We start from the raw sequence: 14,099 nt of genomic DNA on the forward strand, positions 1-14,099 counted from the left end.
GAGCATCATGTCCCGCACCGCTGCACTGTCCACCGCCTCCGCAGGCGCCCCGCTGACGTCGACGACGATCGAGCGCCGCGAGCTGCGTGACGACGACATCGCCATCGACATCGCCTTTGCCGGCGTCTGCCACAGCGACATCCACCAGGTCCGCGAGGAGTGGGGGAGCGCCATCTTCCCCATGGTTCCCGGCCACGAGATCGCCGGGGTCGTCTCCGCCGTGGGTGACGGGGTGACCCGCCACAAGGTGGGTGACCGCGTCGGCGTCGGCTGCATGGTCGACTCCTGTGGCGAGTGCGAGTACTGCAAGGACGGCCAGGAGCAGTTCTGCGTCGCGGGTGCCGTCATGACCTACAACGGCAAGGGTTACGACGGCGAGGAGACGATGGGCGGCTACAGCCAGCAGGTCGTCGTCAGCGAGCGGTTCGCCGTCCGCATCCCCGACGCCCTCGAGCTCGACGTCGCCGCACCGCTGCTCTGTGCGGGCATCACGACCTACAACCCGCTGAAGCGCTGGGGGGCCGGCCCTGGCACCAAGGTCGCCGTCGTCGGCCTGGGCGGCCTGGGCCACCTCGGCGTGAAGTTCGCCGCCGCCCTCGGGGCCGAGGTCACCGTGCTCAGCCAGACGACCGCCAAGGAGGCTGACAGCAAGGCCTTCGGCGCCGTGGAGCACCGGGCCACCAAGGACGACGCGACCTTCGAGGACTTGCGCGGCCAGTTCGACCTGATTCTCAACACCGTCAGCGCCGACCTGCCGTTCGACCGGTACCTGTCCCTGCTGCGACCCAACGGTGCGATGGTCAACGTCGGGGCGCCGAGCGAGCCGAGCACGTTCCAGGCGTTCTCCCTCCTCGGCGGCAGCAAGGTCCTCGCCGGCTCCAACATCGGCGGCATCCCGCAGACCCAGGAGATGCTCGACTTCGCAGCCGAGCACGGCATCGCGACCGAGATCGAGACGATCAGCGCCGACCAGGTCAACGAGGCCTACGACCGCGTCGTCGGCTCCGACGTGCGCTACCGCTTCGTCATCGACACCGCGACGATCGGCGCCTGAGGCCCTCGGCGCGGCCGAGCCACCGATGAGCGGGTATGCCGTGGAGTTCCGGCGCGTGACGCGCGCCGACTTCGCGCTGCTCTCCCGGTGGCTGGCCGCCCCGCCCGTGGCCCGGTGGTGGAACCACGAGTGGTCGCGGGGCGCGGTCGAGCGTGACTTCGGGCCCTCGGTCGACGGCACGGAACCGAACCAGGACTGGCTGGCCGTCGTGGACGGTCGACCGGTCGGGCTGGTGCAGCGTTCCCGGGTCAGTGACTACGCCGAGAACCTCGCGGACTTCTCCTCGCTCGTCGCGGTCCCCGAGGGCGCACTGACGATCGACTACCTGCTGGGTGACCCCGCGGCATACGGCCAGGGGCTTGGCACGGCGATGATCGCTGCGTTCGTCGCCCGGTCGTTCGACGAGTTCCCTGACGCACCAACGGTTCTCGTGTCGGTCGTGGCGGCCAACGTCGCCTCGTGGCGAGCTCTGGAGAAGGCAGGGTTCCGCCGGGTCGCCGAGGGCGACCTCGCGCCGGACAACCCCGTCGACGACCCGCTGCACTACATCCTGCGCCTCGACCGCCCGGCCTGACACACAGGTATGCCGCGCGGCGTGCGCCGCGCGGCATACCTGGTCTGTCAGTGGGTGGGGGCGTCAGGCCTGGGTGGCCTCGCCCGCGCCGGCGCCACCACGAGTGCGGCGACGGTTGCGGTTGCGGCGCGGCTTGGCCGCAGCCTCGCCGCCCTCGGCCGGTGCGCTCTCCGCGCGACGTTCGCCACCACGGCCGCCGCCATCACGGTTGCCGTCACGACCGCCACGGCCAGCGCCGTCGCGGCTGCCGCCGTCACGGCCACGGCCACGGCCGCCACCGTCGCGGCTCGGGCCGGCGCCGGGGCGACGCCCACCGGACTTGCCCGTCTCGCCGAGGTCCTCGAGCACCTCGGCGCCCAGGCCCGCGAGCTTCTGCGCGGCCCTGGGCAGGCGGCCCTTGGCCGTGCGCGGGATGTCGAGCTGCTCGTAGAAGTGGTCGGAGGAGGAGTAGGTCTCCTCGGGCTCGGGGATGCCGAGGTCGAGGGTCTTGTTGATCATGCCCCAGCGCGGCAGGTCGTCCCAGTCGACGAAGGTCACCGCGATGCCGGTGTTGCCGGCGCGGGCGGTGCGACCGATGCGGTGCAGGTAGGTCTTCTCGTCCTCGGGGCACTGGTAGTTGATGACGTGGGTGACGTTGTCGACGTCGATGCCGCGGGCCGCGACGTCGGTGGCGACGAGGATGTCGACCTTGCCGTTGCGGAACGCGCGCAGGGCCTGCTCGCGCGCGCCCTGACCGAGGTCACCGTGGATGGCCGCGGCGGCGAACCCGCGCTCGGTGAGGTCGTCGGCCACCTTGGCGGCCGTGCGCTTGGTGCGGCTGAAGATGATGGTCAGGCCTCGGCCGTCGGCCTGGAGCATGCGGGCCAGCATCTCGACCTTGTCCATCGCGTGGGCGCGGTAGACGAACTGCTCGACGGCCTTGACCGTGTGGGCGTTCTCCTGGTCGTCACCCATCGCGCGGATGTGCGTCGGCTGACGCATGTAGCGACGGGCGAGGGCGACGACGGCGCCGGGCATGGTCGCCGAGAAGAGCATCGTCTGACGGGCCGGCGAGGTCATCGCGAGCAGCTTCTCCACGTCGGGGAGGAACCCGAGGTCGAGCATCTCGTCGGCCTCGTCGAGCACGACCGACTTGGTCTGCGAGAGGTCGAGGTGGCCCTGCTTGGCCAGGTCGATGAGGCGACCGGGCGTGCCGACCACGATCTCGACGCCGTTCTTCAGCGCCTCGATCTGGGGTTCGTAGGCGCGGCCGCCGTAGACGGTGAGCACGCGGATGCCGCGCCGCTTGCCGGCGCGCTCGAGGTCTGCGGCGACCTGGACGGCGAGCTCGCGCGTCGGGGCGACGGCGAGGGCCTGCGGCTTGCCGGCGTGCGGGAAGGTGTCCCAGGCCGCGTCGCCGCGAGCGACGGTGCGGTTGAGCATCGGGACGCCGAAGCCGAGGGTCTTGCCCGTGCCGGTCTTGGCCTGGCCGATGATGTCGTGCCCACTGAGCGCGACCGGGAGGGTCATCGCCTGGATGGGGAAGGGCGTCACGATGCCGGCGTCGCCCAGCGAGGCGACGATGTCGGGGTGGACGTCGAAGTCGGCGAACGTCGGGTCGGCCGGTGCGGCGACGGGAGCGTCGGCGGTGGTGTCCGGCGTGGTGGCATCGGACAGCTCGGCGTCGGGCGCGTGGGTGCCCGAGGTGGTCTCAGTCATGGAGTTCTCTCGATCGGGGGCGCCCCCACAGTCGGGGTGGCGCTCGCACAGCGGGCCGATCGGAGGTCTTCGTCATGGGTAGCGCGGACCGTGTCCGCGGCTGATTCGTGCCGACCGGGCACCTTTGACCACCTGAGTCTAGCGGTGCGGCCCCGACATCCCCGCATCGGCGAGGGTCACCGAGGGCCCCGACGTTAGGGTGACGGGCATGACCAAGGACGACTGGCTGGCCGATCCGCAGTACCGCGACGCAGTCGCCGACCTCCTCGGAGTGCTTGCGTACGGCGAGCTCACTGCGTTCACCCGACTTGCCGGGGACAGCGAGTTGTCGCCGACCCAGCCGCTCAAGGCTGCCGTGGCCGGGCTGGCGGTGGCCGAGTTCCGGCACTACGAGATCCTCGTCGCCCGACTGGACGAGATGGGGATCGACCCCGAGGTCGCGATGGCGCCGTTCATCGCCCCGATCGACGCGTTCCACGAGCGCACCAAGCCGAGCAGCTGGCACGAGGGCCTGGTCAAGGCCTATGTCGGCGACGGCATCGCCACCGACTTCTACCGCGAGATCGCCGCGTACGTCGACCCCTCGACGCAGGCGCTGGTGCACTCGGCCATGGAGGACGTGGGGCAGGCCGAGTTCGTCGTCAAGGTGGTGCGCGAGGCGATCAAGGCGGATCCCAAGATCGCCGGGCGCCTGGCGCTGTGGGGCCGCAGGCTCGTGGGGGAGGCGCTCTCCCAGGCCCAGCAGGTGGCCGTCGAGCGCGACGCCTTGGCCTCGCTCATGGTGGGTGGCATCGGCGGTCCCGATCGCCCGAGCGCCGACCTGGCCGAGCTCGGCCGGATGTTCGCCCGCCTCACTGACGAGCACACCCGCCGGATGGGTCGTCTCGGCCTCGCCGCCTGAGGGCGGGCATGCGAAAGGGCCCGGTCCGTTGCGGTCCGGGCCCTTTCGGGTGAGGCGGGTGGTCTCAGACCGTGGTGTTCCTTCGCCCGGTGACCGCACCGTAGATGGCGATGAGCACCACCGCGACGATGATGCTGATGATCCAGCGGAGCCAGTCGACGCCCTTGGTGGCCTCGACCCCCAGCGCCGCTGCGAGGTAGTAACCGATGATGACGCCGATGATGCCGAGGACGATCGTGACGATGATCCCGCCGGCCTGGCGACCCGGCATGACTAGCTTGGCGAGGGCGCCGATGATGGCACCCGCGATGATGACACCGATGATCTCCATGTGCTGCCTCACTTTCGTGTGAGCGAGCGGCTGACCGATCGCATTGCGTCATTACCCCACCATGAATCGCGCCAAACCGCACATACTCCAACGGCGTGTTGCGTCACGGTGCGGACACGATCTGCCCGGTATCGGTGCAGGTCAGGGCCGCGAGAGGGGCCTGCCAGGGGAGGGTCAGACGCCGAAGCCGACGCCGCGCTTGTCGGACTCGCCGATCTGGACGTAGCCGAGGACCGCGGCCGGGACGAGGAGCTGGCGCCCCTTGTCGTCGACGAGTGTGAGGACGGTGCCCTTCTCGAGCGACTTGCTCACGGCGGCAGCGATGTCGGCTGCGTTCTCGGTCGACTCGAAGACGACCTCGCGCGAGACGTTCTGGACGCCGATGCGGACCTCCACGGTGGTTCCCTTCAGGGTTGGGTGGGCACGCGGCATACGAGCGCGTGCGGAACTCTCGACAAGGCTAACGAGCGGTGTGTCAGGAACCTTCCCCGCCCACCTTGGGGAACGACCCGAGGCCTCGCCAGGCGAGTGCACCCATGAGCAGGGCGGCCTCCTCCTTGGGCACGTCGGACCCCTGCGCGAGCCAGTGGCGGGCGCTGACCTGCGCGATCCCGGTGAGCGCCATACCCAGCAGCGAGGCGTCCTCGTCGGTCAGCCCGGTGTCCTCGGCGATGACCTCGGCCACGGCTTCGGCGCAGACCAGGCCGACGGCGTCGAGGCGGTTGCGGACCGCGGACTCGTTCGTGAGGTCGGACTCGAAGATCAGCCGGAAGGCCGCCCCGTCACGGGAGACGAAGTCGAAGTAGGCCGCGATGGTGGCGTAGACCCGTTCCCGGTTGTCCTGGGTGGACGCGAGGGCCTCGCGGACGAGCTGTTCGAGCGCCTCGCTGTGCTTGTCGAGCAGGGCGAGGTAGAGCTCGAGCTTGCCGGGGAAGTGCTGGTAGAGCACCGGCTTGGAGACGCCGGCACGATCGGCGATGTCGTCCATCGCGGCCGCGTGGTAGCCGGACTCCACGAAGGCGGCTTGGGCCGCTTCGAGGAGCTGGGCGCGGCGGGCGGAGCGTGGGAGGCGTTGGCCCCGGGCGTTGTCGGTGCCTGGAACTGCTCGAAGGGACATGGGGACCTTCTGTTCGATGGTGCAGCGTTCGGCGGTGGTGCGGCCTGACTGCGGTGTCGTGAACATCGTACGGGTGGGTAACCTGCATCACATGGCCATCCCACCGCTGGTTGCGCCCGGACCGGAGCTGACGACCGAGCAGAAGGCCCGCTACGCCCGCCACATCCTGCTCCCCGAGGTCGGCCTGGAGGGTCAGCGAAGGCTGGCCAACGCCCGCGTGCTGGTCGTCGGTGCAGGGGGGCTCGGCTCGCCCGCGCTGATGTACCTCGCGGCCGCTGGAGTGGGCACCATCGGGGTGGTCGACGACGACGTCGTGGACGCCTCCAACCTCCAGCGGCAGGTCGTGCACGGGGTCGCCGACGTCGGTCGTCCCAAGACCGAGTCCGCGGCCGAGACGGTGGCGGCCATCAACCCGCTCGTCACCGTCGTCCGCCACGACGTGCGGCTCACCTCCGAGAACGCGCTCCAGATCCTGGCCGACTACGACGTCGTCCTCGACGGGGCCGACAACTTCCCGACCCGCTACCTCGTCAACGACGCGTGCGTCTTGCTCGGTATGCCGCACGTGTGGGGTTCGATCTACCGCTTCGACGGCCAGGTGTCGGTCTGGTTCGCCGGCCGCGGCCCCTGCTACCGCTGCGTCTTCCCCGAACCCCCGCCGCCCGATGCCGTTCCCTCCTGCGCGACGGGCGGTGTGCTCGGCGTGCTGTGCGCGGCCATCGGGTCCGTCCAAGTGGCTGAGGCAGTGAAACTCATTGTGGGACAAGGTGATCCGCTCGTAGGACGCCTGCTCGTGCACGACGCCCTGCGCCAGACCTGGGACTCGCTCACCGTCCGCGCCGACCCCGACTGCCCCGTGTGCGGCGAGTCGCCGACCGTGACCTCGCTGGTGGACTACGAGCAGTTCTGCGGTATGCCGGGTGCTTCCGTGTCGGGGTCCGTCCAGACTGAGGGCGAGGGCAGCCGCGCGCCGGCTGCCGCGTTCGCCGAGGTGTCGGCGACGGACCTGGCCGCCATGCTGGCGGAGCGGGACAGCGGGGACCGGGAGTTCGAGCTGGTCGACGTCCGCGAACCGGGGGAGCGTGCGGTGGTGTCGATCCCCGGCGCCCGGGCCCTGCACCTCGACCGGTTCCGCGACGGGACGGCCGCCGACGAGCTGCCACTCGGCATACCGGTCGTGGTCATGTGCAAGTCCGGTGTGCGGTCAGCGGAGGCTGCCGGGCTGCTCGCCGCGGGGGGCCGTGCCGACGTCGCCAACCTGACCGGGGGCGTGCTGGCCTGGGTGAAGGACGTCGACCCGAGCCTGCCGGTCTACTGAAGGGGCTGGCATGGTTACGCAGCCAGGGCGGGTCGGTGGTGCCCCGAGCGACTTCGCCGACGACGTGCTCGAGGTGGTGGACACGATTCCCGAGGGCAAGGTGATGACGTACGGCGACATCGCCGAGCTGCTCGGGCGTGGCGGCCCCCGCGGAGTCGGAACCGTCATGGCGAGATACGGCTCGGACGTGCCCTGGTGGCGGGTGATCCGGTCCGGCGGCTACTTTCCGCAAGGCCTCGAGGCCGAGGCGCTGGCGCACTACCGCGAGGAGGGCACCCCTCTCGTCCGCGGTCAGGTCGAGGGGCGACGGGTCGACCTGTCGCGGGCCCGGTGGCTGGAGGCGAAGATCCCTGTCCCGCCGCCGGACTCCTGAGCTCCGCAGGGCGTGGCGGCCGGTCGACTGTCGGTCGCGGATGGTGGGATGAGCGGATGCTGACGTTGCGCCGCGCTCCGAGCGTGGTGGCCGAGGCGCCCCCGCTCGACGACGTCCAGCTGGCTGTCCTGGCTCACCGCGGTGGTGTGCTGCGCGTGCTCGGAGGTCCGGGCACGGGCAAGACGACCACGGCGATCGAGGCCGTCGTCGCCCGGGTCGAGTCGGGTGAGGCGACGCCCGACCAGTGCCTCATCCTCACGTCCTCGAGGGTCGCGGCCGGCAGCCTGCGCGAGCGGGTGACGGCCCGGCTCGGCGGCACGTCGACGGAGCCACTCGCCAGGACGCACCAGGCCCTCGGTTTCGGCATCCTGCGCCAGGCGGCCGCCTTGCGAGGGGATCCAACGCCCCGGTTGCTGAGCGGACCCGAGCAGGACGTCATCCTGCGCGAGCTGCTGGCCGGCCACGTGGAGGAGGGCACCGGCCCGGCGTGGCCCGAGCGGGTCCACCTGGCGTTGGGCACCCGCGGCTTCAGGGGTGAGCTGCGCGACCTGCTGATGCGCGCGGTCGAGCACGACCTCGAGCCGGCAGACCTCGTCCAGCTCGGGCGCGAGCACGACCGGCCGGAGTGGGTCGCCGCGGCGGAGGTGCTGGCCGAGTACGACGAGGTCACCGCGCTGTCCGCACCGGGTGCCTACGACCCGGCGTGGATCCTCGGGGCCGCGGCTGATCTGCTCGAGGAGGACCCGGCGGCCCGTGCGCGGCTCGTCGACGGGCTGCGCCTGGTGGTGGTCGATGACGCCCAGGAGCTCACGTCGGCCGCGGCCCGCCTGCTGCGCACCATGGCGACCCCGGGCCTCGACCTGGTCCTGCTCGGCGACCCCGACGCTGCGGTGCAGACCTTCCGCGGGGCGGACCCGCGCCACCTCAGCGACGGCTGGACGCAGCTGGCCGCGACCTCTGAGCACGCGGTGGGCGCGACCGGCGTCGAAGCACGCTCCGGTGGGCCCCGCACGCTGGTGCTGCCCACGGCATACCGGCTCCCGCAGGCGGTCGTCGACGCGGCGGCCAGGGTTGCCCCCAAGATCGGCGCCCTCGGGGGTGGCCTCCAGCGCGGCGCCGCCGCCGGGCGTCCCGGTGGCCAGCTCGACGTGCGGTTGCTGCGCGCCGTGAGCCAGGAGGCCAGCTACGTCGCCGCCGAGCTGCGCGAGTCGCACCTGAGGTTCGGCATCCCGTGGTCGGAGATGGCCGTCATCGTCCGCGGCCAGGGGCGCACCGCGACCCTGCGCCGTGTGCTGATGGCGGCAGGGGTGCCCGTCGCCGGGACGGCCACCGACCTGCCCGTGCGCGACGAGGTGGCAGTCCGGCCGTTGCTGGCGCTGCTCGACGTGGTCCTCGACCTGGCCCGCGGTGCCACCGAGGCGCTCCACCCCGAGGTAGCCGTCGACACCCTCTTGTCCCCCATCGGTGGTGCCGACGCGGTCGGGCTGCGACGGCTCCGCCGGGCACTGCGCAGGTTCGAGCTCGAGAACGGCGGGGGGCGCACGAGTGACGAGCTGCTCGCCGAAGCCCTCGTCATGCCCGGTGCCCTGATCGAGCTCGGGCCGGAAGCCACCCCTGCTCGGCGGGTCGCCGCGACGATCGCCGCCGGGGTCAAGGAGGCGCGGGGCGTCCTGGAGGGGGAGGGGGACGGCGCCGTCTGGCGCTGGGAGGCCGGCGTCAGCGCGGAGTCGGTGCTCTGGGCGATGTGGGCCGCGACCGGGCTCGGAGCCGAGTGGCAGGCGACCGCCCTCGGCGGTGGTGCGGGTGCAGCGCGGGCGGACCGTGACCTCGACGCCGTCGTGGGGCTGTTCGACGCGGCGGCGAAGTTCGTCGACCGGCTTCCGCAGGCCGGACCCGAGGAGTTCCTCACGCACATCGGCAGCCAGGACATCCCGGGCGACACCCTGGTCGCCCGGTCGCCGGTGGGAGAGTCCGTCACCGTCACGACACCCCAGGCGGCTGCCGGGCGTCAGTGGCACCTCGTGGTCGTGGCGGGGGTGCAGGAAGGCGTCTGGCCAGACCTGCGGCTGCGGGGTTCGCTGCTGGGTTCGGAGCACCTGGTCGACGTGGTGGCGGGGCGGGCGACGACGTTCCGGGCGGCGCAGGCGGCCGTCCGCTACGACGAGACGAGGTCGTTCCTCGTCGCGCTCACCCGGGCGAGCGATCGCGTCATCGTGACCGCGGTGCGCTCCGACGACGAGCAGCCCTCGGTCTACCTCGACGTCGTCGACCCGGAAACCATTGCCATTCAAGGAGATCGACGGTTCGCCGAGGTCGCACGCACGATGACCCTGCCCACCCTCGTGGGTGAGCTGCGCCGCCAGCTCGTCTCGGAGGACCCTGCGGTGCGCGCCACTGCGGTGGCCGCGCTGTCCCGGCTCACCCGCGAGGGTGTGCCGGGGGCCGACCCCGGCCAGTGGTGGGCGCTGCGCGAGGTGTCCGACGACCGTCCACTGCGGTCCGACGACCAGGAGGTCAGGGTCTCGCCGAGCAAGGTCGAGTCGTTCGGCAACTGCGGGCTGCGCTGGCTGCTCGGCTCCGTCGGCGGGGACGGGCCGTCCGTCGGCGCCGCCGACATCGGCACGCTCGTCCACGACATCGCCGCCGAGCTGGGTGACGTCGATGCCGACACCCTGGTCGCCGAGGTGGATGCCCGCTGGGGCCGCCTCGGTATGCCGGCCGGCTGGGTCTCGGACCGCAAGCGCCTGGAGGCGCACGGCATGGTCCGCAGGCTGGCGACCTACTTCGACGAGGCGCGAGCGGGCGGCTGGGTGCGGCTCGGTGCCGAGATCGACATGAAGGTCGTCCTCGGCAGGGCCGTCCTCAGCGGCAAGGTCGACCGCATCGAGAGGACGCCGGACGGCACGGCGCTGCGCGTCGTGGACTACAAGACGGGCAGCAGCAAGCCCCGCGCCGAGGAGCTCGCGCGTCACCCGCAGCTCGGTGCCTACCAGCTCGGCGTCGAGAGCGGCGCCTTCGGCGAGCTGGGCGACCGGTCTGCCGGCGCCGCCCTGCTCCAGGTCGGCAAGGCCGCGTTGGTCAAGACGACCCTGCAGACGCAGGGCCCGCTCCGCGACGACGCGGATCCGCAGTGGGCCGCCGACCTCGTGACGTCGACGGCCGAGGGGATGGCCGGCTCGACCTTCAAGGCGACGGTCGGGGACTGGTGCAAGCTGTGCCAGCTCAGGGCCTCCTGCCCGGCGCAGCCCGAGGGACGGGTGCTCTGATGGCGCACAACCCGACAACGCAGGACCTGACAGCGCAGGATCTGGCAACGCAGGTGCCGATGGGGCGAGATCTGTTGTCCGCCAAGGAGATTGCCCATGCTCTCGGCCAACCTGAGCCCACGGCTCAGCAGGTCGAGGTGATCGAGGCGCCGATGTCGCCGCTGCTCGTCGTGGCCGGAGCCGGGTCGGGCAAGACCGAGACGATGACCGGCCGCGTCGTGTGGCTGGTCGCCAACGGCTTCGTGGAGCCCGACCAGGTCCTCGGCCTCACCTTCACCCGCAAGGCCGCGACCGAGCTGTCCGAGCGCATCGGGGCCCGCCTGCGGCTGCTCCAGCAGCGCGACGTGTGGCACCCTCGCACCGACGACGCCGAGACGGGGGCCGAGGTCCTGGGCGGGACGCCGACCGTGTCGACCTACCACTCCTATGCAGGGCGGCTGGTGCGCGAGCACGCGCTGCGGCTGGGCTACGAGTCCGAGTCACGGTTGCTGTCCGAGGCCGCCGCGTGGCAGTACGCGTCCGAGGTGGTCGCCGCCTACGACGGGCCGATGGACGACGTGCAGTTCGCCGAGTCCACCGTGACGGCAGCCGTCGTCGACCTGGCCGGCGAGATGGCCGAGCACCTGGTCGGCGTCGGTGACGTCGCGGCATACCTCGACCGGGTCCTCGATGCACTGGCCGCGCTGCCCCCGCACGCCGGGGCACGTGGCAAGGACCTGCCCGGCGAGGTCAAGAAGATGCGCGAGCAGCTGCGGGCGCGGGCCGGCGTGCTGCCGATGGTCGAGCGCTACCTCGCGCTCAAGCGCACTCGTGACGCGATGGACTTCGCCGACCAGATGGCGCTGGCCGCCCGACTGGCGATGACCTTCCCCGACATCGGCGCCATCGAGCGGCAGCGCTTCGGCGCTGTCCTGCTCGACGAGTTCCAGGACACCTCGGCCGCCCAGCTCGAGCTGCTGCGGTCGCTGTTCGTCGCGCCGGGGGAGCCGTCGCCGGTGACCGCCGTGGGCGACCCGCACCAGTCGATCTACGGCTGGCGAGGGGCCAGCGCGACCACCCTGAGCGAGTTCCGCAGCGCGTTCGGCCCCGACGGCGGGCTGGCTCCGGTCCTGCCCCTGGCGACCAGCTGGCGCAACGACGTGGGGGTGCTCCGGGTGGCCAACGCGGTGGCCGGTCCCCTGCGGGCGGGGTCCAAGGTCCCCGTCGACGAGCTCGTCTCGCGTGCGGGCGCAGGGCCCGGACGGGTGGTGGCTGCCCGTGTCGAGACGGCGGGCGACGAGGCTGCCCTGGTTGCCACGTGGCTGCAGGACCGTCGAGCGGCCGGGGCCACGTCGTCCGCGGTGTTGTGCCGCAAGCGGTCCCAGTTCGCTGCCCTGATCGACGCGCTCGACTCCCGGGGGATCCCCCACGAGGTCGTCGGCCTCGGCGGGCTGCTGCTCACCCCCGAGGTCGAGGACATCACCGCCCTGCTGCACGTCGTCAACGACCCGAGTCGGGGGGACCAGCTCATGCGGCTGCTCACCGGCCCTCTGTGTCGTCTGGGGGCGGCCGACCTGGACGGGCTGATGGCGTGGGCCCGTCACCAGCAGGACCTGAGGCTGGGTGTCGACGACCGCGACGCGCCACAGGACGACGACGACGCCGAAGGGGCGGTGGCGGGGCCAGCCGCTCGCACGACCCGTGACCAGGCGCCCGACAGCTCCGACCGGGTCAGCATCGTCGAGGCCGTCGACGACCCGCCCCGTCCGGGCTGGACCAGCTGGGACGGCAAGGGCGTCAGCGAGGTGGGGCTGGGTCGGCTGCGCGGGCTGCAGCAGGCGATCCGCCGGCTTCGGTCCCTGTCGGCCCTGCCGCTGGCCGATCTCGTGGGAGAGGCGGAACGCGCCCTGGGCCTCGACATCGAGGTGCTGGCCCGAGAGGGCTACACGCCGGCCGCCGCTCGCGCCCACCTCGACGCCTTCGCCGACGTCGCAGCGACCTTCACCGTCAGCGCTGACCGACCCAACCTCGGCGGGTTCCTCGCCTGGCTGGCCGCCGCCCTCAAGGAGGAGCGAGGGCTCGACAAGGGCTACATCGAGGCCTCCTCCGACGCGGTCCAGATCCTGACGGTGCACGCGGCGAAGGGCCTGGAGTGGGACGCAGTCGCCGTCCCCGGGCTCGTGGAGGGCTCGTTCCCGGCGCTGTCCTCGGCGGCCAGTCGCTCCGACGGCGAGCAGTGGCGGATGTCGCCGCCCAAGCAGCGCGGGTGGATCGGTGGGTTGTCCGACGGCGGCATCCCCTACGCCCTGCGTGGCGACCGTGACGGGCTCCCCCTGCTCGACTGGCAGGCAGCGTCGGACTGGAAGGACATGGACACTCGGGTCGAGGACTTCCTGCGCGCCGGGGGACACCACGGTGTCGACGAGGAACGTCGGCTGGCCTACGTCGCCTTCACCCGGGCCCGGTCCGACATGCTGCTGACGGCGCCGGTCTGGACCGACGGCAAGACGCCCAAGGTCACTTCGCGGTTCCTCACCGAGGTCGTGGAGGCCGAGCAGGTCCTGCCCGTCGAGCGCCTCGCGTGGGTCGACCTTCCTGACCCCGCGCTGCCCGACGAGGCGGTGAACCCCTCGGCGGCCGAGGCGGTGTCCGTCCAGTGGCCGGCCGACCCGCTCGCCCAGCGCCGTGCCGCCCTGGCGACCGGTGCGGCTGCCGTCCGGTCCGCCGTACAGGCGCACGCCGAGGGGTCGAGCCAACCCGGTGAGGCCGCCGAGCAAGGGATCCTGCCGATGCCCGGCGCCGCGCTGCCGGTGCTCGAGGAGCTCGACCTCCTGCTCGAAGAACGCCGCCGGCTGGCCCACCGTGGCGACGTCACCGTCCTCATGCCGCGGCACCTCTCCGCGTCGGCCGTGGTGGCACTGGCCCAGGATCCTGCCCGCTTCGCGTCGGCCCTGCGGCGCCCCATGCCCGAACCCCCTGCGCTGGCCGCTCGCCGCGGAACGGCCTTCCACGCGTGGGTGGAGCAGCACTTCGCCCAAGCCGCGATGGTCGACATCCTCGACCTGCCCGGCAGCGCCGACGACGACCCCGGTGATGATGACGACCTTCCCCTGATGAAGGAGCGGTTCCTCGCCAGCGACTGGGCACACCGCACCCCGGCCGAGATCGAGATCGCGGTCGAGACGGTGATCGACGGGATCGCGGTCCGGGGCCGCATCGACGCGGTCTTCCCCCGGCCGGGCGGTGGCTTCACCATCGTCGACTGGAAGACCGGTGCCACGCCGCGGGGTGGTTCCGGGGCGGCACGTGCCCTGCAGCTCGCGGCCTACCGCGTCGCCTTTGCGCGCCTTCGCGGCCTCGAGCTGGACTCCGTCGATGCGGCGTTCTACTACGCCGCCACGGGCGAGACCGTCTGGCCGGACCTACCCGACGCCGACGCCCTGGCACAGCTGCTGGCGGGCGTGCCCGACTAGGAGTCGGCGTGCGCG

The 14,099-nt window shown here is 72.1% G+C and carries 11 protein-coding genes; 7 read left to right on the forward strand and 4 right to left on the reverse strand.

From position 1 onward, the window contains the following. Positions 1-7 precede the first annotated feature (7 nt). Positions 8-1,054, forward strand: a complete 1,047-nt coding sequence (locus AC1DWR_RS07910; RefSeq protein ID WP_477624175.1) for an NAD(P)-dependent alcohol dehydrogenase — start codon at positions 8-10, stop codon at positions 1,052-1,054. Between the two features lie 25 nt (positions 1,055-1,079). Next, on the forward strand, positions 1,080-1,628 hold the full coding sequence (locus AC1DWR_RS07915) for a GNAT family N-acetyltransferase (protein WP_477624176.1): 549 nt from the start codon (positions 1,080-1,082) through the stop codon (positions 1,626-1,628). Positions 1,629-1,691: 63 nt separating this feature from the next. Here the strand turns inward: AC1DWR_RS07915 and AC1DWR_RS07920 are convergent, their stop codons facing one another. Next, positions 1,692-3,326 carry a DEAD/DEAH box helicase gene (locus tag AC1DWR_RS07920; RefSeq protein WP_477624177.1) on the reverse strand — a complete coding sequence of 545 codons (1,635 nt, stop codon included), beginning with the start codon at positions 3,324-3,326 and terminating at the stop codon, positions 1,692-1,694. 208 nt (positions 3,327-3,534) lie between these two features. On the opposite strand from AC1DWR_RS07920, the gene AC1DWR_RS07925 reads away from it, so the two are divergent. Next, the gene (locus tag AC1DWR_RS07925) at positions 3,535-4,227 is read left to right on the forward strand and encodes a ferritin-like fold-containing protein (protein ID WP_477615672.1); all 693 of its coding nucleotides are present in this window, start codon (positions 3,535-3,537) and stop codon (positions 4,225-4,227) included. Positions 4,228-4,291: 64 nt separating this feature from the next. Here the strand turns inward: AC1DWR_RS07925 and AC1DWR_RS07930 are convergent, their stop codons facing one another. From AC1DWR_RS07930 to AC1DWR_RS07940, 3 genes are all read right to left on the reverse strand, one after another. Further along, positions 4,292-4,558: a GlsB/YeaQ/YmgE family stress response membrane protein gene (locus tag AC1DWR_RS07930; protein ID WP_477615673.1), complete on the reverse strand. Its 267-nt coding sequence runs from the start codon at positions 4,556-4,558 to the stop codon at positions 4,292-4,294. 174 nt (positions 4,559-4,732) lie between these two features. Then, entirely contained in the window at positions 4,733-4,954 is a 222-nt protein-coding gene (locus tag AC1DWR_RS07935) for a DUF3107 domain-containing protein (protein WP_477615674.1), read from the reverse strand. Between the two features lie 79 nt (positions 4,955-5,033). Then, positions 5,034-5,675, reverse strand: coding sequence for a TetR/AcrR family transcriptional regulator (locus AC1DWR_RS07940; RefSeq protein WP_477615675.1), 642 nt, complete (start codon positions 5,673-5,675; stop codon positions 5,034-5,036). A 91-nt stretch (positions 5,676-5,766) separates the two neighbouring features. Here AC1DWR_RS07940 and moeB point away from each other — a divergent pair, with 91 nt between their 5' ends. Genes moeB through AC1DWR_RS07960 form a run of 4 tightly spaced genes read left to right on the forward strand, consistent with a single transcriptional unit; the run spans position 5,767 to position 14,084 of the window. Continuing rightward, entirely contained in the window at positions 5,767-6,993 is a 1,227-nt protein-coding gene (gene moeB / locus AC1DWR_RS07945; RefSeq protein ID WP_477624178.1) for a molybdopterin-synthase adenylyltransferase MoeB, read from the forward strand. 10 nt (positions 6,994-7,003) lie between these two features. Further along, positions 7,004-7,366 carry an MGMT family protein gene (locus tag AC1DWR_RS07950; protein ID WP_477624179.1) on the forward strand — a complete coding sequence of 121 codons (363 nt, stop codon included), beginning with the start codon at positions 7,004-7,006 and terminating at the stop codon, positions 7,364-7,366. A 56-nt stretch (positions 7,367-7,422) separates the two neighbouring features. Further along, complete coding sequence (locus tag AC1DWR_RS07955; protein ID WP_477624180.1) at positions 7,423-10,632, forward strand: PD-(D/E)XK nuclease family protein; 3,210 nt, start codon at positions 7,423-7,425, stop codon at positions 10,630-10,632. Then, positions 10,632-14,084: an ATP-dependent helicase gene (locus AC1DWR_RS07960; RefSeq protein ID WP_477624181.1), complete on the forward strand. Its 3,453-nt coding sequence runs from the start codon at positions 10,632-10,634 to the stop codon at positions 14,082-14,084. Before AC1DWR_RS07955 ends, AC1DWR_RS07960 begins: the two co-directional genes overlap by 1 nt. Positions 14,085-14,099: the final 15 nt, after the last annotated feature.

The organism is Pedococcus sp. P2_E2, assembly GCF_056403955.1.